Source organism: Campylobacter sp. (genome assembly GCF_019423325.1).
Taxonomy (GTDB): Bacteria; Campylobacterota; Campylobacteria; order Campylobacterales; family Campylobacteraceae; genus Campylobacter_B.
The window spans coordinates 144,036-163,996 of the sequence record NZ_JAHZBQ010000001.1 but is presented as its reverse complement, the minus strand read 5'-3'; the positions used below and the strand labels follow the sequence as shown (position 1 = coordinate 163,996).

Below are 19,961 nucleotides of genomic sequence, written 5' to 3'. Positions count from 1 at the left end.
TTAATCTTCTTGTCTTTCATAAATATTTATCGTATTAAAAAAAGTAGATTCAATGGGTGCCACTCCTAATTGCGGAAATATCCTACTTAAATCAGCTACACTTCCGTCCATTTGCAATATATCACCATTTTGCATCAAATCTTGCTTATTCTCATCTAGCTGTTTAGAATTTTGATCATCAGTTTTTACTTCTTCATGCTTAACATATGTAAGTGTTATACCGTTGTCTTTAAGCCAGCTCGTAAACTCATCGCGACTCATACCAAAAAATTTATCATTCTGAAGTATAATTAATAAATTCTTAAGTATATGATTTTTCTCTTCTTCCAAAGAGGCGTCGTCATACGGTACTATAATAGATCCTATAAATTTATACTTTCCTTCTTTTACCCATTTGTTCATTATTTCATAAAAATCAGCCTGTTTAAAAGAACTTTTACCTTGAAAACGTTTGTGTGTCAAAGAAAAGTAAGTTTGGTATTGATACATTACAATGTTTCGCGTAGGTGATTTTATAAATTCATTATACTCCTCTTCTATGGCTTTAGATGATGATACATCAAACCAATGTGTTACTAGCTTATATGGTGGAATTTTATTATTTAATAAATACATTATAGGCAAATTAAAAAAGTAGAAATCATCTTTGGATTTTGATTTTTCATTAACATAAATCATAAAATAATTATAAATATTTGCAGTCCTTTCATCCATATAGATGCCTTTAAGTTGCGGATAAGTACTTTGAGTTCTAGCATTAAATACATTAGTTTGATAATTGTAATTCCATTGATATGGTGTATATAAAACAGATTCGATATTAAAATATATAGAAATCAATAAAATACACACTAATATATTTTTGATATGTTTAATTCTTGTATAATTTATTATAAAAGCACATAAAAAAGCTATGCAAATCATATTTGAATTAGCCGTAAATAAATCTGCAAAGGTCCCTGCGTACGAAATAGCCGTCATCGATAAAGTTATAAATACATATTTTTGTGAATTGTAGAATCGATTATTTTTTATAAAAAAAGCATACATAAGAAAGAGAATTAGACCTATTGCGGCTGATATAAAACGATACATTGAAATTCCAAAGTTATTCATAATATAAATAAAGCCATAAATTAGAAATATATAAATTAAAATAAGAATAAATATGCGAAATTCTTTGGTAGTAACAGATATAATTTTTAATAAAATTTTTGTATAAAAATCCTTTATATAGTTTCTAAGGTAAAAAAGGATTAGAATGATACAAAAGATATAAAATCCATTTAATAAAGTCTCAAAATTTACATTATTTGTCCAAAACCTCGTCGCTATCGTCCATAGACTTCCTTTTGAATCATTATCTGTTATTGATGAAGGATCAAAAGGCATGATGAAATTTATGGATGCAAAGAATATAATAGTAAAGAGTAGTAAAAATCCTATTCTTTTAAAATAATCTTTTACGCTACTAGATATAAAAGCATAAGATACAAAAAGACTTGCAAAAAGAACCAATCCCACATTTTGCTTTATGAAAAAAAGTAGGACTAGAAATAAGATTCCAAGTATTTGATATATGATGCCTTTTTTAGAATTCTCGTTCTTTATGGATCTTACTAGAAATAATAGAGTAGAAAATTCTATGATGAAGACGTAGGTATGATAGTCTTTGGCAATATACGACCCGCCAACGATCCATAGTAAGCTCGCAAAAATTGCTGCTACAGCGCTGCTTACCCTAGAAAAAAACTCCCTCAAAACAGCATAAAGCAAGATCACCTGTATCATTGCGGCCACTACACCGATGCAGGCAAAAGCAAAGAAATTTATCCCGAATATTTTTTGATAAAAGGCATTTATATAAACAAATAACGGAGTCCATGCTAGATAAAAATCTTTATTGATCACTTCTCCTTTATTTACTAAATAAGCATAGGTTTCCCACCAGCCTTCTTGGAGTGAGAAATAATGGTTAAATATCAGTAAATGTAATGCAAGCGTTATACAAAAGCAAAAAGCAACCATTAAATTTTCTAAAATTTTAGTGTTAAACATATCTACCTCAAATCATTTAAAATTATTTTCGCGCTCTCGTCGAAAATTTTACCTTTCAAATGCGCTTTGCAAAATTCCACTATAAGCCCATGAAATAACGCATACGCGTCGTTTTCGTTCTCCAGCTTCTCTGTTTTTGCCACCGCATCGCAGGGAGAGTTAGCGGAATTTACAAACTCATAGATCCGCTCAAATTCCAGTTCGCCTAGCCACGCGCTAAGCTCGTCGTAACTTTCAAACTCATAGCCCAAAGCCCCGAGCAGCCGCGCCGAATAGCTGTCTGCGACCATCACCGCGCGCTCGCACGCATAGCACAAGATCGCATCGCAGCTCTCCGCGCCGATCCCCTTGCGCGCTAACAGCCACTCGCGGCTAACGCTCGCTTTGAAGCTCTCAAAATCCCCAAAATCCGTGATTATCGCTTTGCAAAGCGAGTTTAGGCGTCTCGCTTTTTGGTTATAAAATCCGCTCACTTTAATGATCTTCGCAAGCTCCGCTTCATCTAGCCCGGCGATCCCATCTAAGCCCAAAAGCCCCTTGCTACGCAGGTTTTGCAACGCCGCGTCAGCATTGTGCCACGCCGTATTTTGGATCAAAATCGCCCCCACGACCACCTCAAAGCTTCCAAACCCTGGCCACCAGCGAAAATCCTTAATTTTCACGGCGCGAAAAAGCGCGATAAAAAGCTCGGTCGCGCTCATTTCGCGCCTCCGAAATTTCTGGCGCCTTTTATAAAATTTTGCGCAGTAGCGGCGATTTTTCGTGTACGCTCTAGCACGGTGATAAAATTTACGCCAAATTTAAATCCGCGCGCCGTATTCATCTGCCGCCTTTTAAATTTGCAAAAAATTCCTCACTAAAGTTCAAGAAAAACTGCTTTGCCGCGCGGCCGCTGCGGCTTGCGCGAAGCATCGCAAACTCCCTCGCCTTTGCGTGCAGCGCATCTAAATTTGCAACAAAGCTCAAGCGAAATTCCGCCGCACTCATGCCTTGCGCAGCCGCAAAATAGGCATCTACGATCCCTAAATACTCCCGCATGCTCCCACCGTAAAAGCTTAGCTGCAGCCCGAAGCGCTCGCTCAGGCTGATTCGCTCGTTCGCCGCGTCGCTTAGGTGCAGCTCGCCGCGGCTTATCTGCGCGGCGTCGCTATCGCTTGCGCATTCGCCTACGATGTGGCGGCGATTGGACGTCGCATACATCAGCACATTGCGCGGCGCGCGCTCCAGCGAGCCCTCTAGCAGAGGCTTTAGGTGCTTGTAGCCGCTCTCGCCGAGTTCGAAGCTCAAATCGTCGCAAAAGATGATAAATTTAAAGTTCGTTTCGCGGATCGCGTCGATTATATCCACCAGATAGCCCAGGTCGTCCCTGCCGATATCGATGATCTTAAGGCCTTGCGGGATAAATTTGGAAAAAACCGCCTTCGCAAGGCTTGATTTGCCGCAGCCGCTCTCGCCCCACAACAGCGCGTGGTTGGCGCTGCAGCCGCGCAGGAAGGCGTCCGTATTTTTTATAAGAGCCGATTTTTGGCTCTCTAGCCCCACAAGCGCGTCAATACCCGTGAAATCGATATCACGGACGATCTTTAGCGCCTTTTTATTTGCGCGAAAAGCGGCGACCTGCACCGCACGCCAATCAATCGCGCTAAAATCGCTAAAGTAAATTTGCTCGCTGGCGCTGCTCTGGGCGCTTTTTAGGACGGCTTGCGGCGCTAAATTTAAACCGCTCGCCGCATCTAAATTTAACTCTTCGCTTCTGCTTTTGCTCGCGCTTTTTTTGATATTCTCATCGCAAGTTCGCATTTTTTAGCTCCCTTCGCAGATAGATTAAAATTTCGCTTATCACGTCGTCATCATCGCGCGTCTGCGCCTTTAATCGCACCTTATCGCCGTTTGCAAGGGTGATCAAGATATTTTCATCCATGCTCGAAATCACGCGCAAGCCAAGCTTCGTGGCCAAAACCTTGATCATCATCACGTCGATGAATTGCTTGGTGTAGACATCCGCGCGCCCGAAGCGATCCTCGATCTCGCCGAAAATTTCAAGCACTTCGCTCGCCTCTGCGCACTTGCTAAGCCGCCTGTAAAGATCCAAGCGCAGGCGATCCTCTCTGATAAATTCCGAGTTTAAAAAGGCGTTTACCGAAATTTTAAGCTCCACGCTCGCAGCGGCGCTTTTTCTGCTTAGCAGCTTGCCGATCTCCTCTTCGAGCATCTTTAGATAAAGCGAGTAGCCGATCGCTTCGATATGCCCGCTCTGCGCCTCTCCGAGTAGGTTTCCGCCGCCGCGAATTTCAAGATCGTGATACGCTAGCACCGAGCCGCTGCCCAAAAACGAGTTGCTCTCAAGCGCTACGAGCCTCTTTAGCGCGTCCTGCGTAAGAGCGGTTTTATCCTCGATCAAAAAATAGCAAAAGCCCTGTTTGTTGCTGCGCCCGACGCGACCGCGCAGCTGGTGCAGATCGGCGATACCGAATTTATCGGCGTTTTCGACGATGATCGTATTTACGCGCGGCATATGGATGCCGCTTTCTACGATGCTGGTGCAAAGTAGCAGATCGTATCCGCCCGCTACAAATTTTAAAATTTCATCCTCTGTCGTTTTGGCGTCGATCTTTGAGTGCAAAATTAGAATTTTAAGGCTCGGCAAAATTTCAAGTAGTTTCTTTTTGGCGCTTTGCATCGTCGCGATGTGGTTATGGACGTAAAAAATCTGCCCGCCGCGTCGCAGCTCGCGCGAGATCGCCTCTTTTATGATCTTTTCGTCCCACTGCTTGACGAAGGTGCGCACGTCCAGGCGGTCCTGCGGCGGGCTAAGCAGCGTGGAGTAGCTTTTGATCGAGCTTAGCGCCATATTCAGACTGCGCGGTATCGGCGTCGCGGACATACTAAGCAGGTGCGAGGCGGCGCTTTTCTCTTTGAGCCGCTCCTTTTGCTTAACGCCGAATTTATGCTCCTCATCGATGATTATGAGCCCTAAATTTGCGGGGTTTAAATTTAAAAGCGAGTGCGTACCGACCACGACGATCGCCTCGCCGTTTTGCAAGCGCTTTGTAATCTCACTTTTTTGCCTCGCGCTACTGAAGCGATCGAGCTTGAAAACGGGGATTTCAAACTCCCTAAAGCGCTCGCTAAGCGTGGCGTAATGCTGCGAGCTAAGCAGCGTCGTAGGCACGAAAAACAGCACCGAATGCCCACTTCGGATGCAGGCAAAGATCGCATTCATCGCAACCTCGGTCTTTCCAAAGCCCACATCGCCGCTAAGTAGGCGGTCCATTACCTTGCCGCTTTGCAGATCCGCCAAAATCGCGCTTACCGCCTTTTGCTGATCGCTCGTGTAGCTAAAACCGCTTGCGCTTAAAAATTTCGCATAGTCCGCACTTTCGTTTTTGATGACGAGCCCTCGCACCAGCTCGCGCTTGGCAGCCAGCGCGATGATCTTTGAAGCGATCGCAAAGAGCTTTTCGCGCACTCGCTCCTTGATTTTTGAAAAGCTCGCCCTGCCCAGATGATCCAAGCTCACCGCACCGCCGCTTGCTACGTAGCGATCGATTTTATTTAGATACTCGACCGGCAGCAGCAGTTTGTCGCCGCCCTCGTAGAGCAGGGATACGAACTCCTTACTGCGCCCCATCACCTCGATGAGCTCAAGCCCGTTAAATTTAGCGATACCGTGATCTTCGTGAACGACAAAATCGCCCACGTTTAGCTCATCCAGAGCTAGGCTCGATCTTCGCACGCGCTTTTTAGGCGCCGCTTTGTTTAGCGAAAGGATGATCCGCTCGGCGCTTATTAAATTTACGACGAAATCCTCGCGTAAAATTTCGATATTGCTAAATCCGCTAAGATCAAACGGCGCAAGCAGGGCGTCGTTTCGCGCGATCAGCGTGATAGCCTCGCTGCGGTGAAATTCAAAAAATTCCTGCGACGGCGTCACGGCGAGGTCTTTAAATTTACGCGCCGCGGGCAGTACCTCGATCGCGTCTAAAAAATCCAAATTGCGCTCGGAAAAAATTTCATCCTTTTTGATCTCGTGCAGCAAGACGCAATCAAACGCCTCCGTGTAATCGACGAAGCCATCGATAAACCAAAACCCGAGCGAGCCCAGATCGCGCGCTAGCGCGTCGCTATCCGCGCGCGATATCTTTTCGCTCACGCTCTCAAACTCATCCTCGCTTAAATTTGCCAAAAACGGCGCTATCTCGGTCTGCGCAAGTTCATCTTTTTCGCTTTTTTGCGTCGCGACGTCAAAGCGCCTGATACTCTCAACCCTCTCGCCGTCGAGCAGAATTCTAACCGCACTTTCGCTCCCTACCGAAAAAACATCGATGATCTCGCCACGGAAGCTTACCTCGCCCATGCTTTCGACGATGTCGCGCACATCGTATCCAAGGCGTAAAATTTCCTCTTTCAGCTCACTTAAGTTTAATTCACCCCCAAATTTTATATTTAACGGGCGCAGATGGCTTGCGGCGGGGAGCTTATTTAGGATCGTGCGGACGGGCGAGATTAAAATTTTTTTGCCGCTTGCTTTGTAAAACGCGCTAAGAGCGGTGCTGATGCCCGCTAACTCGCCCATGTAGCTACGCAGATCCTCGCCGAAGCTCGCTCTAAAATCTGGCAGGCAAAAGGTCGCGTAGCCCATAAATTTAAGCACCTGTTCGCACGCGGCGGCTTCTTTTTCGTCCTCGCAGATCAAAAGCTCTTTTTGGTTTTGCAAAAAGTATTCGTAAACCTCGGCTTGCATTATTTAAACCTTTCGATCTGGTGCTGCACGACGTTTGCGATCTCCTGCCACGATACGTTAGGCTCTAAGGTCGAGATATTTTTGAAATTTTGCGCGTTCCAGCTCATAAAATTTGCAGGATCGACGCTTTGAGCCAAAAACCTAACTTCGTAATGCAGGTGTGGGCCGGTGCTGTAGCCGGTGTTGCCGCTATAGCCGATAAGATCGCCCTTTTTAACCCAAGAACCGGGCGTTACGACGACTGAGCTAAGGTGGCCGTAGCGGGTCTCAAAACCGTAATTGTGCGATAGAATCACTAAAATTCCATATCCGCTACCACTGCCGCCTGCAAACTGCACAAAGCCCTCTGCTGTCGCAAACACCGGAGTGCCCTCGCTTGCTCGCAAGTCGATGCCGTGGTGCATCCTCATAACGCCGCTGATTGGATGAGTGCGCATCCCAAAAGGGCTAGTGACGCCACGATACTGCATCGGAAGTCCGTTAGGTACAGCGCTAAGAATCGCGCTCGCCGTTTTTTCGCTAGCTGCGATATGCGCGCCGGAGCCCTTTTTGCGCTCCTTTTTCATCTCGTTCATCGCGAGCATTACCTGGATATCACTATCCAGCCCGCCTCCATCGTCTTCGCGTCCGTCCAGCTTGGCAAGCACCTCCTCATTTTTGCCCTCAAGCGCGATATTTTGCTCTTTTAGCGCGAGATTTTCAGCGTAGAGGGTTTTGTTTAGCTCCTTTAAATTTGAGCGGTCGCTAGCGAGTTTAAATATCGCAAAAAACAAAACTAGCAGAAAAATTACGAAAAACGCAGATAAAATTTTAAGTTGAAATCTAAAATTTTCGCCAAAATACAGCGTCTTGGTGCCAAAGTGATCGCTTAGGGTAAGTTTAGTTTTAGCCACGGCGCGCCTCAAGCCATAAAATGAAATTTTCTACCAAATGAAACGAGCCGAAAACCAAATACTCCTCGTCCGCTCTAAGCTCGCCGCGAAACGGTGAATGCGGAATTTTAAGCGCGTCAAGCGCACGGGTTATCGCCTCTGCCGCCATTTCGCGATCCGCAACCTCGTAATTAAAAATCTCCACGTGCTCTACCACAGGCGCTAAAGTCCGCAGCACCGCAGCCACGTCCTTATCGGCAAAAGCATTGTAAATCAGCACGATCTTTCTGCCCCCATAGATTTCGGTAATTTCGCGGGCTACTTGCTGTGCCGCAAGCTCGTTGTGTCCGACGTCCACGCGTAAATTCGGTGCCAAAACTTCCATCCTGCCGCGTAAATTTAGAGGCGGTAGCTGCGAAATTTCAAATTTCAAATTTAAAAATTTCATCGCGGCAATCGCTAGAGCTAAATTTGAAATTTGAAATTTAGGTAGATTATTGTGCGCGCAAAACTCCGCGATCTGCGCTTGCTCGCTCTTGCTTAAAAGCTCTGTTGCAAACCTCAAATGAGTTCCTTTTTGCTCTGCGATCTGCCTTGCGATACGAAGCGGAACCTCGCTCATCTCATCGCTTAAAATCGCCGCTTGCTGCATCGTAATGAGCTTGGTGTGGGCGATCTGCTCTAGATTTTGTCCTAGCATACCCAAATGATCGGTGCCGATCGGTGTAAAAAGCGACAGCGTGCGTCCAAAGCTCGACGTAGCGTCAAACTCGCCGCCCATCCCCGCCTCGATCACGCAGTAATCGCAATCCCTAAAAAGCACTGCCGCCGCAAGCGTGAGATACTCGAAATACGACAGGCTATCTTTAAACTCCGCGGGCAAGCTCTCTTGCAAAAACTCATGCGCGAAATCAAGCTCCTCATCCGTAGCATCGCGCCCTAGCGAAATGGGAGGCGAGCTTTGAGCGGATTTAAAATTTGATCCTAATGGGAATTTAAAATTTTGCTCAGATGAGAATTTGAGATCTTGCGAATTCCATAAATTTTGTGTAGAAGCAGAATTTTGCGTATCGATCGAATTTCGCGAGATAAAATTCAGCTCACTATAAAAATTTTGCGTGGTGCAAACGGGGTTTTGCAGGGTGGAATTCTGCTCGCTATGCAAATTCTGCGTGGAGGAATTTTGCAAATTAGAAATAGAAATTTGAGAGGCGGAATTTTCTCTGTTCGCAAAATTTTGCATCTTTATGGAATTTTGTTTTTCTGTAAAATTTGACGCCGAAGCGGAATTTTGCTCGTTTTTAAAATTTGAAGCGCCTGAATTTAACGCAAAAACTGGGTTTTGCGCGATCCGTCCGCCTAGATAGATGCGCTCGTTGAGCTTAAAAACGTGCGGACTGGTGTAGTGCCCGACGTTAAAGCCCGCTGCGGCGATCGCGTTAGCCAAAAACCGCCCAGTGCTGCCCTTGCCGTTGGTGCCGATGATCTGAATGACATTTCTGAGCGGAATTTTATCTTTAATGGCGGCATACGCCCGCGGGAAGCGCTCGTAGTCGATTTTTTTGTAATAAATCGGGCGATTTTGCAAAAATTCTTTAATGCTGCGCCCGCTCAAGTCTGAATCCCCTAATCGCAAGCGCCGAAATAAACTCGTCAAACGCCTGCGCAGAGGCATTTTCGATCGCCTTGTAGCGGTCCTTATCGCTAATGATAGAGCTCGTATCGTAGCTATTTTTGACTAGGCGGCTAACTTTAAAATCGTAATCGCCCACGCAATCCTTGCTGAAAACCTCGCCGTTTTTAAGCTTAGTGCTAAAATTTACGATGAGATTTGCGCGGTAGCTAGTGACGTAGCCGAACTGATCGTATGAAAGCTCGCTAAAGCTTAGGCTTTTTATACTCGCTACTACGATCGTCTGCGCCGAGTTTTTATCCGCAAGGCTCATCCCTAGGCGCTGGACTATACCCTGTCTGATCGCATCTTTGATCGCGACGGTGTTTTGCGGATCGGTCTTGCTCATCATCACATCCACAAATACGCTTCCGCTCATCGTCTCTTTTGCAATCCTTGAAACGGGCTTGTAGCCGCAGCCGATTAAAAAAATCAAACAAAAAACGGTTAAAGCTTTTCTCATCTTCGCCTACTTTATCACCAAATTTACGAGCTTGTTTTTGACATAAATTTCTTTTATAATGCTCTTGCCCTCTAGCCATTTGGCGCAGTTTTGCTTTGCAAGGCTTAAAATTTCGCCCTCGCTTAGGTTCGCACCCGCTTCAAACTCGGCACGCTTTTTTCCGTTAATCGTGACGGCAAGCTTGATCGTATCGCTCTCAAAGACCTCTTCGCAAACTCGCAGCTCGCCGAAATTCCGCCTCTTAAACAGCTTCTCGCTAAGCTCGGCGCAGATGTGTGGCACTATAGGCTCGAGCAGGTTTAAGATCACGAAATAGCCCTCGGTAAATACGTCTTTGTCGCTCTGCGCGTTTAGCGCATTTAGCGCCTCCATACACGCGGCTATTAGGGTATTGAAAGCAAAACTGCTCTCATAAACCTGCTGTGATTTCTTAAGCGCCTCGTAAACTTTGAGGCGGGCGTATTTTTCCTCTTTGTTTAAAGCGGCGTGGTCGATCTGCGGAATTTTATCCGTAGCGTAGGCGTTTTCAGCACGATCGTATAGGCGATTTAAAAATTTATACGCGCCCTCTACCGCGCTGTCGTTCCACTCAAGCTCCTTTTGCGGCGGCGCGGCAAAAAGTATAAAAAGCCTCGCTGTATCAGCGCCGTAGGTCTCGATGATGTCGTCGGGATCGACGGTATTTCCCTTGCTTTTACTCATCTTTGCGCCATCTTTTAGCACCATGCCCTGAGTTAGCAGCCGCTCAAACGGCTCGCTATCGCGCAGATAGCCTATGTCGCGAAGAGCCTTTTGGAAAAATCTTGCGTATAAAAGGTGCAAAATCGCGTGCTCAATGCCGCCGATATATTGATCGACATTCATCCAGTAATTCACGCTTTGCTCGTCAAACGCTCGCTGCCGCCACGTCCGCTCGTCGCTTGCGTAGCGCGCGAAGTACCACGAGCTTTCAAAAAATGTATCGAGCGTATCGGTCTCGCGCACCCCGTCGCCGCCGCATTTAGGGCATTTGCAAAACTTCCAGCTAGGATGCGTATCCAGCGGATTACCCTTGCCAGTAATCTTAATATCCTGCGGAAGCTCCACGGGCAGATTTGAAATTTCCTCGCTTACCAGCCCGCATTTTGGGCAGTGGATCATAGGTATTGGCGCGCCCCAGTAGCGCTGGCGGCTCACTCCCCAATCGCGCAGTTTAAAATTTACCACGCGACGTCCGAGCTTTAACTCTTCGAATTTTGAGATAACGGCACTTTTTGCCCTCTCGCTATCCATGCCGCTAAACTCTTCGGAATTTACCAAAACTCCGCTCTCTACGTAGGCTTTGCTAGCGTCGTAATCACCGCTTTTTGGAGCGATGCTTTGAACGATCGGCAGGTTAAATTTCTTCGCAAACTCGAAGTCTCTCTCATCGTGCGCAGGCACCGCCATAACCGCGCCGCCGCCGTATTCTGCTAGGACGAAATTCGCAGTCCAAACGGGAATTTTTTTGCCGCTTAGCGGATGAAGCACGCTGATCCCGAGGCTCACACCGTCTTTATCGCTTGCTTGGCGTTCGCGCGGGCTTTGATTTAAAATTTCTCTCACCTTCGCTGCAGCTTCCGCGCCGAGTAAGCCTTCATCCAAAAGCCTCTTTACGACCTCATGCTCCGGCGCAAGCGCGGCGTAGCTCATGCCGTAGATCGTATCGGGGCGCGTCGTAAAGACCTTAAAGCCCTCGATTCCGCCAAGTTTGGCGCTGCTTTGCTCGTCAAATTTAAAGTTAAATTCCAAACCCTCGCTGCGTCCGATCCAGTTTTCCTGCATCGTAAGTACCTGAGCGGGCCACTTGCCCTCAAGCTCCTTTAAGCAATCCAAGAGCTCCTGCGCGTAGGCGGTGATTTTTAGATAATATCCCGGCATCTGCTTTTGCACGACCTCGTTGCCGCAGCGCCAACACCTGCCCTCCTCGACCTGCTCGTTGGCAAGCACCGTCTGATCGTGCTCGCACCAATTTACCACGGCGCTTTTTCTATAGATAAGCCCTTTTTCAAAAAGTTTGATGAAAAATTCCTGCTCCCAGCGCGTATAAAGCGGATCGGAGGTAGCGAGCATGCGACGAGCCGAAAAGCTAAAGCCAAGGCGGTGCAGCTCATTTTTCATATAATCAATATTTTCGTAAGTCCAAGTTTTAGGGTGAATGCCGTGTTTGATCGCCGCATTTTCCGCAGGCATACCGAAGCTGTCAAAGCCGATCGGCTGAAGCACGTTGTATCCGCGCAGCCTATAATAGCGACTCAGCGCGTCGCCGATGCTGTAGTTTCGCACGTGCCCCATGTGGATGCGGCCGCTTGGGTAGGGAAACATCGAAAGGATATATTTTTTAGGCAGGCTGTAATCGTCCTTAGGCTCGAAAACTCCCTCTTCATCCCAAATTTTCTGCCATTTAAGCTCAATACTTTTACTATCGTAAGGCATTTTGCGCTCCTAGAATTCGTCTTTAGTTTTTGCCGACTCAATCGCTATTAAAATTAGCGAGAAAAAGTTTGCAAGTAGCGCGCCGATCGCAAGCGAGGTCACGATCGACAGATCTCCCGGCGCTACTACAATCAAAACGAACGCCGGTATGAGATGCAGATCCGCGACTAGCGAACTTGCAAAAAGCTCGGCTGCTAGCATATTTCGCACGCCTACCTTCAAAAGCGTCGAGACTGCATTCACGCTGGTTGCTATGAAAAGTAAAATTTCATTCTTCTCATACAAAAACCCGCCTATCGTAGTCATACTCATCAGCGCAAAAAATATGTAAATTACCCTTCCCCAGTTCATCTTTTATCCTTACACCGTGCCTTTTTCATACATGGCGCGATTCTTTTCTTTCTCTTTGATACGGCGCTGTTTTTCAGCTAAAAACGCGCGGTACTTTTCAACGTTAAATTTAAACAAAATCAGCATCGGAGCAGCTACGAATACGGAGCTGAAAGTTCCTGCTATGACGCCTATTAGCATCACGAAGCTAAAGCCGTGGATCATCTCGCCGCCCCAAACGAATAAAATCACGATGACGATGAGAGTCGTAAGCGAAGTAAGCAGCGTGCGCGATAGCGTGTGAGAGATTGATTCGTTTATAACCTCGTCAAGCTTAATCGATTTACTATCTTTTACACCCTCTCGAATTCTATCGAAAACAACGATGGTATCGTTTAGCGAGTAGCCCATTATGGTTAGTAGTGCAGCTAAAATTTCAAGGTTGAAATCCACGCCGGCTAAAATCATCGCACCTACGGCAACTACGACGTCGTGCAGATCCGATAGTACGGCTGCAATCGCAAATCTCCATTCAAACCGCAGGGTGATATAAACCAAAATGAGCGCAAACGACACGCATACCGCTAAAATTCCGTTTGTGCGAAGCTCCTCGCCGACTTTAGGACCTACGATATCGACCTTGCGAATGTCGAAGTTTCCACTGCCTTGCAAAATTTTTTGCGCCGCTAAAGCGGGATTATCGCCCAGTTCGCTCGCAGCGCCTGAATATCTAATCGTAACTTCTTGATCGCTGCCGAATTCCGTCACGTTGATATTACCTAAATTTGCCGCTTCGAAGCGCTTTCTGATCTCATCAAGTGGCGCTTTAGCGTCGTATTTAACCTGAATGAGCGTACCGCCGCTAAAATCGATGCCGTAATTAATGCCCTTAATGAAAAACAGCGCAATAGAGCCTATTATCAAAACAGCAGAAAGCGCAAAGGTAAAATATCTAAATTTCATAAAATCATAAATTTTGCCCTTATCGAACACTTGCATTTGCGCCTCCTCTTACTTTATAACCGAGCCAAAGCGCGGTATTTTTGCTCTTTTCCATCTTATCCATTACTAACTCAAACATTCCGTGCGTGCCCAAAATCGCTGTTATCATCGACGCTACGATACCGATGCTCATCGTGACGGCAAAGCCCTTTACCGGGCCGGTGCCGTAAGCATAAAGCGCAGCAGAAGTAATTAGCGTAGTGATATTTGAATCCACGATCGCGCTCATCGCATTTTCATAGCCTTTATTTATACTTTGGCGGATTGAAACTCCCGTCCTTAGTACCTCTCTAACGCGCTCGTTAATGATGACGTTCGCATCTACCGCCATTCCGATAGTTAGTACAATTCCCGCCATTCCAGGAAGAGTTAATGTTGCACCAAAAAGCGCCATACAAGCGATCAAAAATAAAATATTTACTACAAGCGCGATGTCGGCAAAAAGCCCCGCCACGCCGTAGTATAAAATCATAAAGATCAAAATCGCAACCGCTGCAAGGCTTAGCGCTGCCATACTTTTATCGATGCTATCTTGTCCGAGGCTAGGGCCGATGCTGCGCGTTTCGGATACTTTAACCGGAGCCAAAAGCGCGCCGCTTCTAAGCGCGATCGCTACGTCGTGCGCCTCCTCGACGCTGAATCCGCCGCTGATCTGACCGCTGCCGCCGCCGATACGCTCGTTTATGCGCGGCGCGGAGTAAACCTTACCGTCAAGTACGATAGCTAGGCGCTTACCGACGTTTTTGCCGGTAAAATCGCCGAAAATTTGAGCGCCTTGAGAATTCAGCGTAAAATTTATAATCGGCTGGTTGGTGTGCTGATCGAAAGCAACCTTCGCATCGACTAGCATCGCGCCATCTAGCACCGGAATTTCGTTTATGAGATACTTGTAATTCGGATTTTTAACGTCAGGATAGATCACGTCTCCGTAAGCTCTGGCATCCGCCGCGCTGATAGTCTGCGCGCGGTCTTGGCGCACGTCGTCCACCGCCATAAGCTGCAAGTGAGCTGCTTTGGCGATCAGATCTTTGGCGCGTTGCTCATCCGCTGCACTTTTGACGCCCGGAAGCTCAACCAAAATATAACTCTCGCCCTGCTTTGCTACCGTCGGCTCCGCAAGTCCGAATTGATCCAAGCGGTTGCGGATAGTTTCTACGGCCTGTTCGATCGCGTATTTTTTAGTCGCTTCGACCTCCTCAGGCGTTAGCGTGACGCGGTATTTTTCGCCAGATTTTTGAATGTCTAATCCGCTTGCAGCGCTATGCAAAATCGCATCAAATTTAGAAGCCTCGTCCGCGTCTAAAATTTCAAACTCAAACGAATCGCCTTCCAATTTTAGCCCGTCCATCAGTAGATCATCGCGCTTAGCGGCATAATTGACGCTAGCGGCGATCGATTTGATCTTTGAAACGACCGCCTCGTCGCTTTGAACCTCAAGCAGCATGTGAAGCCCGCCTTGCAGATCCAGACCCAAGTTTATCTTGCTTCCCTTTTCGGTCTGAAAGATCGAAGGCGCGGCAAAAATCGCCGAAAAAATAACCGCAGCCAAAAAGATCAGCAGGCGGTATGAAATTTTACTGCTCATCTAATTTTCTTGCCACAAATTGTTTATCCAGCTCAACCATGACCTCATCGTTAAGCTTAACTGTGATAAAATCATTGTTTGTTTTCACGACCGTGCATTTTATGCCACCGCTAGTTATGATCTTATCACCTTTGCCGAGCGCATCGACCATCGCTTTATGATCCTTGGCCTGCTTTTGCTGCGGTCTGATAATCAAAAAATACATAATCGCAAAGATTACGACGATAGGCAGGATTGATGCAAAGAAGTTTCCTTGTTCCATGTGTTTCCTTCATTAGAAATTTAAAAAGTAGCTATTTTACATTAAGTTACATAAATAAAGGCTTTGTTCTTGCCCTTGCGCTTTCAAATTTTATTTTTGTAGAAATTTTAAGCTCTAAATTTGACGGTTTAATTGCTCTAGCGGCGGAATTTTTCTCGCCTTTAATTGCGATAGCGGCACTTTTTTATCTGCTAAAAGCAAGCAAGGCGGAGTGGTTTTGGTGCGGATTTTTTATCGGCGCGCTGTGGATGCACTGGATCAGTTTCAGCCTGATCTATTTCGATCTTGCGTTTTTGATCCCGCTTGAAATTCTTGGAATTTGTCTCGTTTACGCCTTTATTTTCCGCATCTTTGCGATCTTTGACGCGCCGGTTTTGCGCGCTGCATGCCTTTTAGCGCTGAAATTTATCCATCCTTTCGGCTTTGATTGGCTAAATTTTGAACTGCTGCTAAGCCATGGAATTTTCAGAGCCGATCTTAGCGCGCTAGCTCTGATTTTAGCGGGGCTTTGCACGGTTTTGTATCTACGGGGGCGCGGCGCCCGGGCTAAACTTAACGCCCTAATTTTCGCGGTATTTTTGATCTGCGCGCTGCAATTCAGCCAAAAAGAGCCCGAGCCGCTACCGATTAAAATTTCACTCGCAAACACCGACATTTCGCAGCATGACATCTGGGCGAAGGATAAAATTTTATCCGCCGCGTTGGCAAATTTGGCTCGGATTGATGATGCGATTGCAGAGGGACAGGACGCGATAATCTTGCCCGAGAGCGCCTTTGCGATGCCTCTAAATTTAGAAAACGTACTAGTTGGAGCTCTAAAGGAAAAATCGCGCGCAATTACTATCGTAGCGGGTGCGGAAGCGTATGAGAACGGGAAATTTTACAACAGCGCCTATCTTTTTGCAGGCGGGGAAATGAGCCGCTTCGATAAGCATATTTTGGTGCCGTTTGGCGAAATGGTACCGCTGCCTGAATTCGCGCGAAATTTCATCAACCGCGTGCTGTTAGGCGGCGCGACCGATTTTTCCACAGCTAGCGGCTTTAGCGACTACGAGCTTGGCGGGCGAAGCGTAAGAAGCGCCGTTTGCTACGAGGCTACGCGCGCGGAGCTTTACGAGGGCTCGCCCAAATATGTCGTAGCGATCAGCAATAACGGCTGGTTCGTGCCGAGCTACGAGCCCTATTTGCAGCGCCTCATAATCCGCTACTACGCGAGCTTGCACGGCACGCTGATCTATCACGCCGTAAACGGCAGCGCTAGCGAGATAATCGCTCCGAAAAAGATCTGGATAAACCGCCTTAAAGATCATCTAAAATAGCCTAAAAAGTTATTTTTAAACGACTTTTGGATAATATTTTAAAATTTTATTAGGAGCTAAATTTATGGCTAAATACAATCGCATACTCGTAAAATTTTCGGGTGAAGCGCTAGCGGGAGAGAACGGCTTTGGGATCGACAGCGAAATTTTAAAATTTATCGCTAAAGAGATCAAGCAGCTCGTAGAGGGCGGCATCGAAGTAGGCATCGTAATCGGCGGCGGCAACATCATCAGAGGCGTAAGCGCCGCAGCTAGCGGTATCATCAAACGCACCAGCGGCGATCATATGGGCATGCTAGCCACCGTCATCAACGCAATCGCTATGAGAGAGGCGCTAGAATACGCAGGTATGGACGTACGCGTGCAAAGCGCGATAAAGATGGAAGCGATCTGTGAGACCTTCATCATCGGCCGCGCCAAAAGGCACCTCGAAAAAGGTCGCGTCGTGATCTTTGCCGCAGGCACCGGAAATCCTTTCTTTACGACCGATACCGCGGGCACTCTCCGCGCGATCGAGATTGGAGCCGACGCCATCATAAAAGCCACCAAGGTAATGGGGATCTACGACAAAGATCCGCAAAAATTTAAAGACGCCAAATTGCTTTCCAAAGTCACTTACGACCAAGCCCTGCACGACAACATCAGGGTGATGGACGATACGGCTATCGCGCTTGCTAAGGACAATGCACTTCCGATCATCGTGTGCAATATGTTTAAGAGCGGAAATTTATACAAAATCGTCGATGGCGGAGATCTAAGCTCCTGCTCGATCGTAAAAAACTGAAATTTTAAATTTAAGGAGAATTGATGAGAACCGAACAAATTGTAGCCAAAGCGTTAAAAGTAACCGGCGGAGACCGATATAAGCTATCTTTGATGATAAGCAAACGCGCCGAGCAGCTAGCTGCTGGCGAACCGCCGCTCATAGAGAACGTAGATACTCGCAGGATGAAATTTGCTGATATAGCAATCTTGGAACTAGCCGAAGGTAAGATCGCATTAGATGGAATCGTTGACAAGGATTAATGATAACTTCTTAGAAAGTCTCATCGACGATGTCGTCGATACCAAAGACATTCAAAGCGCCAAGCAGCTGCTTTATAATCTAAAAGAGCCCACTCCGCTGCTAGTGGATGCTATAAATTTATGCATCGCGCAGCATGACGGGCAGTTTCGCAAAAGTGGCGAGCCGTATGCGATCCATCCGATTTTGGTAGCTTGCTTCGTATCTTTTATGGGCGGAGACGACGCGATGGTAATATCTGCGCTACTACACGACGTAGTAGAGGATACAGATTACAGCATCGAGCAGGTTAGACAAAGATTCGGTGACGAAGTAGCCAAAATCGTAGAAGGGCTTACTAAAATCGTAAACATCAGAGAGGATAAGCTGGCTCCATCCGGCGATAGCAACGCCAAGCTACGCACTACCGCGCTTACCTTCCGCAGGATGCTGATGATCTCCATTAACGATCAGCGCGTTTTGGTAGTCAAGCTCTGCGACAGGCTACACAATATGCTAACCCTAGACGCGCTTCGCCCCGATAAACAAAAACGTATCGGCGAGGAGACGCTTTTGGTTTACGCGCCGATTGCGCACAGGCTTGGAATTTCATCGATCAAAAACGTGCTTGAAGATCTTAGCTTCAAATACGTTATGCCTAAAGAGTATTCGGCGATCGCCGATTACGTCGAGGAGCATAAGCAGCAGCTTCAGATGAACCTTAGTAAATTTAGCGAAAAGATCAAGGAGTATATGCTCTCAAACGGCTTTAGTGAAGGTGGCTTTGAGATCCAAAAGCGAATGAAACACTACTACTCGATCTTTTTAAAGATGCAGCGCAAAGGAATTTCGATCGAGGAGGTGCTTGATCTTTTGGCTATCCGCATCATCGTGCAAAAGCCGATGGATTGCTATTTGGCTCTTGGCATCATCCATACTAAATTTAATCCGCTCATATCGCGCTTTAAGGATTATATCGCGCTTCCGAAGCAAAACGGATATCAGACGATCCACACGACCGTCTTTAACGAAAGCATGATCGTAGAGGTGCAGATCCGCACCTTCGATATGCACAACACCGCAGAATTCGGCGTCGCAGCGCACTGGAAGTATAAATATAGTGGCTCGATCAATCCGAAGCTTGATTGGCTAAACGACATCGGCATGCAGGAAGAGGACGACGCCAACGCCGAGGATCTTTACGAATACGCCAAAGACAGCCTCTACGTCGAAGATATCGCCGTGTATTCGCCAAAGGGCGGAATTTTTACATTGCCGCGCGGCGCTACGGCGCTTGATTACGCCTACGAGATACACTCTCAAGTGGGTTTAAAAGCAACCGAGGCCTTTATCAACCGCGTTAAGGTGCCACTGCTAACGGAGCTTAAAAACGGAGATATCGTTCATATCATCACCGGAAGCGAGCCACACTACCGCTGCAGCTGGTTAAGCTCTGTAAAAACGGGCAAGGCGCGCGCAACGATAAAGGCATTTTGCAAGCAAAAGATCAGAGATATAAATTTTGAAGTAGCGATTAAAATTTTATGCGCGATCTTTACGACGAGTAAGGAGAGCATTCTAAGCTGGCTTGAAAAAGAAAATTTAAGCAAAAAGATCGGCAAAGCAGCCTATGACTCGGTATTTTTAAAAGACGTCGTAAACGCGCTGAAAAAATACCCGCTCAAAGAGAAATTTTTCAATATGAAATTTCGCAGCAAGTATGAGATCGAGAAGCAAAAATTTGACAACATCGTGGTGTATTCAAATTTTAAAATCGACGAGGTTGAGTTTGATTACTGCTGCAACCCAAAGCGTGGCGACGACATCATCGGCTTTCGCAACGGACATGGCGTAACGGTGCATCACAAGCTGTGCGAACGTGCAAGCGAGCTAATCAAAACCGATGAGATGATCTTCGTAAAATGGACGCGTAATGCGCCGCACCGCTACAAGATCATATTAAATTTAGAAAACAAGCGCGGCTCGCTAGCGACGTTTTTGAACTATTTAGTCAAGCTTGAGGTCGATCTGGTGTCGATAAGCCTCAACGAAAATAGCGAAACGACATCGGATTATTTTGAGATCATCATCGAGCTGAACGAAAATTTAGACTCCACGGAGATTAAAGATAAACTCAAAAACCGCTTTAAAATCGTGGATTTCGTATCGCTTACGGACGTATATAAAAACTAAATAA

At 46.5% G+C, this 19,961-nt stretch carries 17 protein-coding genes; 4 read left to right on the top strand and 13 right to left on the bottom strand.

The window, feature by feature from the left end; all coding sequences use genetic code 11:
* From QZ367_RS00800 to yajC, 13 genes are read right to left on the bottom strand one after another with little or no spacing between them, the layout of a single operon-like run.
* Positions 1-2,058 (bottom strand): glycosyltransferase family 39 protein, encoded by a 2,058-nt coding sequence (locus QZ367_RS00800; RefSeq protein WP_291936011.1) that lies wholly within the window; start codon positions 2,056-2,058, stop codon positions 1-3.
* Between the two features lie 2 nt (positions 2,059-2,060).
* Positions 2,061-2,759, bottom strand: a complete 699-nt coding sequence (locus tag QZ367_RS00795) for a 3-methyladenine DNA glycosylase (RefSeq protein ID WP_291936008.1) — start codon at positions 2,757-2,759, stop codon at positions 2,061-2,063.
* Complete coding sequence (locus QZ367_RS00790) at positions 2,756-2,881, bottom strand: hypothetical protein (RefSeq protein WP_291936005.1); 126 nt, start codon at positions 2,879-2,881, stop codon at positions 2,756-2,758. The genes QZ367_RS00795 and QZ367_RS00790 overlap by 4 nt, the downstream gene beginning before the upstream one ends.
* Positions 2,878-3,858: an ATP-binding protein gene (locus tag QZ367_RS00785; protein WP_291935993.1), complete on the bottom strand. Its 981-nt coding sequence runs from the start codon at positions 3,856-3,858 to the stop codon at positions 2,878-2,880. The genes QZ367_RS00790 and QZ367_RS00785 overlap by 4 nt, the downstream gene beginning before the upstream one ends.
* Complete coding sequence (locus QZ367_RS00780; protein ID WP_291935991.1) at positions 3,842-6,802, bottom strand: DEAD/DEAH box helicase; 2,961 nt, start codon at positions 6,800-6,802, stop codon at positions 3,842-3,844. Before QZ367_RS00780 ends, QZ367_RS00785 begins: the two co-directional genes overlap by 17 nt.
* Entirely contained in the window at positions 6,802-7,695 is an 894-nt protein-coding gene (locus tag QZ367_RS00775; protein ID WP_291935989.1) for a M23 family metallopeptidase, read from the bottom strand. Before QZ367_RS00775 ends, QZ367_RS00780 begins: the two co-directional genes overlap by 1 nt.
* Entirely contained in the window at positions 7,688-9,289 is a 1,602-nt protein-coding gene (locus QZ367_RS00770; RefSeq protein ID WP_291935983.1) for a bifunctional folylpolyglutamate synthase/dihydrofolate synthase, read from the bottom strand. Before QZ367_RS00770 ends, QZ367_RS00775 begins: the two co-directional genes overlap by 8 nt.
* Complete coding sequence (gene lptE / locus QZ367_RS00765; protein WP_291935980.1) at positions 9,270-9,809, bottom strand: LPS assembly lipoprotein LptE; 540 nt, start codon at positions 9,807-9,809, stop codon at positions 9,270-9,272. The genes QZ367_RS00770 and lptE overlap by 20 nt, the downstream gene beginning before the upstream one ends.
* 6 nt (positions 9,810-9,815) lie before the next feature.
* On the bottom strand, positions 9,816-12,263 hold the full coding sequence (gene leuS, locus QZ367_RS00760; protein ID WP_291935977.1) for a leucine--tRNA ligase: 2,448 nt from the start codon (positions 12,261-12,263) through the stop codon (positions 9,816-9,818).
* Positions 12,264-12,272: 9 nt separating this feature from the next.
* On the bottom strand, positions 12,273-12,614 hold the full coding sequence (locus QZ367_RS00755) for a DUF6394 family protein (RefSeq protein ID WP_005872279.1): 342 nt from the start codon (positions 12,612-12,614) through the stop codon (positions 12,273-12,275).
* Positions 12,615-12,623: 9 nt separating this feature from the next.
* Positions 12,624-13,592: a protein translocase subunit SecF gene (gene secF, locus QZ367_RS00750; protein ID WP_291935970.1), complete on the bottom strand. Its 969-nt coding sequence runs from the start codon at positions 13,590-13,592 to the stop codon at positions 12,624-12,626.
* Positions 13,576-15,180: a protein translocase subunit SecD gene (gene secD / locus QZ367_RS00745; protein ID WP_291935968.1), complete on the bottom strand. Its 1,605-nt coding sequence runs from the start codon at positions 15,178-15,180 to the stop codon at positions 13,576-13,578. Before secD ends, secF begins: the two co-directional genes overlap by 17 nt.
* Entirely contained in the window at positions 15,170-15,442 is a 273-nt protein-coding gene (yajC, locus tag QZ367_RS00740) for a preprotein translocase subunit YajC (protein ID WP_005872282.1), read from the bottom strand. Before yajC ends, secD begins: the two co-directional genes overlap by 11 nt.
* Here yajC and QZ367_RS00735 point away from each other — a divergent pair.
* From QZ367_RS00735 to QZ367_RS00720, 4 genes are all read left to right on the top strand, one after another.
* Positions 15,418-16,761 carry an apolipoprotein N-acyltransferase gene (locus QZ367_RS00735; RefSeq protein ID WP_291935963.1) on the top strand — a complete coding sequence of 448 codons (1,344 nt, stop codon included), beginning with the start codon at positions 15,418-15,420 and terminating at the stop codon, positions 16,759-16,761. The two genes, yajC and QZ367_RS00735, sit on opposite strands and share 25 nt — an antisense overlap.
* A 64-nt stretch (positions 16,762-16,825) precedes the next feature.
* Complete coding sequence (gene pyrH, locus QZ367_RS00730; RefSeq protein WP_005872284.1) at positions 16,826-17,545, top strand: UMP kinase; 720 nt, start codon at positions 16,826-16,828, stop codon at positions 17,543-17,545.
* 23 nt (positions 17,546-17,568) lie between these two features.
* On the top strand, positions 17,569-17,787 hold the full coding sequence (locus tag QZ367_RS00725) for a DNA-directed RNA polymerase subunit omega (RefSeq protein ID WP_291935955.1): 219 nt from the start codon (positions 17,569-17,571) through the stop codon (positions 17,785-17,787).
* A complete protein-coding gene (locus QZ367_RS00720; RefSeq protein WP_291935952.1) occupies positions 17,765-19,957 on the top strand; it encodes a RelA/SpoT family protein in 2,193 nt (730 codons plus the stop codon). The genes QZ367_RS00725 and QZ367_RS00720 overlap by 23 nt, the downstream gene beginning before the upstream one ends.
* The last annotated feature ends 4 nt before the right edge of the window (positions 19,958-19,961 follow it).

What these genes read in the sequence shown, in the direction of transcription:
- QZ367_RS00800 (WP_291936011.1), bottom strand. Translation starts at nt 2,058, where the DNA reads ATGTTTAACACTAAAATTTTAGAAAATTTAATGGTTGCTTTTTGCTTT.
- QZ367_RS00795 (WP_291936008.1), bottom strand. Translation starts at nt 2,759, where the DNA reads ATGAGCGCGACCGAGCTTTTTATCGCGCTTTTTCGCGCCGTGAAAATT.
- QZ367_RS00790 (WP_291936005.1), bottom strand. Translation starts at nt 2,881, where the DNA reads ATGAATACGGCGCGCGGATTTAAATTTGGCGTAAATTTTATCACCGTG.
- QZ367_RS00785 (WP_291935993.1), bottom strand. Translation starts at nt 3,858, where the DNA reads ATGCGAACTTGCGATGAGAATATCAAAAAAAGCGCGAGCAAAAGCAGA.
- QZ367_RS00780 (WP_291935991.1), bottom strand. Translation starts at nt 6,802, where the DNA reads ATGCAAGCCGAGGTTTACGAATACTTTTTGCAAAACCAAAAAGAGCTT.
- lptE (WP_291935980.1), bottom strand. Translation starts at nt 9,809, where the DNA reads ATGAGAAAAGCTTTAACCGTTTTTTGTTTGATTTTTTTAATCGGCTGC.
- leuS (WP_291935977.1), bottom strand. Translation starts at nt 12,263, where the DNA reads ATGCCTTACGATAGTAAAAGTATTGAGCTTAAATGGCAGAAAATTTGG.
- QZ367_RS00755 (WP_005872279.1), bottom strand. Translation starts at nt 12,614, where the DNA reads ATGAACTGGGGAAGGGTAATTTACATATTTTTTGCGCTGATGAGTATG.
- secF (WP_291935970.1), bottom strand. Translation starts at nt 13,592, where the DNA reads ATGCAAGTGTTCGATAAGGGCAAAATTTATGATTTTATGAAATTTAGA.
- secD (WP_291935968.1), bottom strand. Translation starts at nt 15,180, where the DNA reads ATGAGCAGTAAAATTTCATACCGCCTGCTGATCTTTTTGGCTGCGGTT.
- QZ367_RS00735 (WP_291935963.1), top strand. Translation starts at nt 15,418, where the DNA reads ATGCAAAGAAGTTTCCTTGTTCCATGTGTTTCCTTCATTAGAAATTTA.
- yajC (WP_005872282.1), bottom strand. Translation starts at nt 15,442, where the DNA reads ATGGAACAAGGAAACTTCTTTGCATCAATCCTGCCTATCGTCGTAATC.
- pyrH (WP_005872284.1), top strand. Translation starts at nt 16,826, where the DNA reads ATGGCTAAATACAATCGCATACTCGTAAAATTTTCGGGTGAAGCGCTA.
- QZ367_RS00725 (WP_291935955.1), top strand. Translation starts at nt 17,569, where the DNA reads ATGAGAACCGAACAAATTGTAGCCAAAGCGTTAAAAGTAACCGGCGGA.
- QZ367_RS00720 (WP_291935952.1), top strand. Translation starts at nt 17,765, where the DNA reads ATGGAATCGTTGACAAGGATTAATGATAACTTCTTAGAAAGTCTCATC.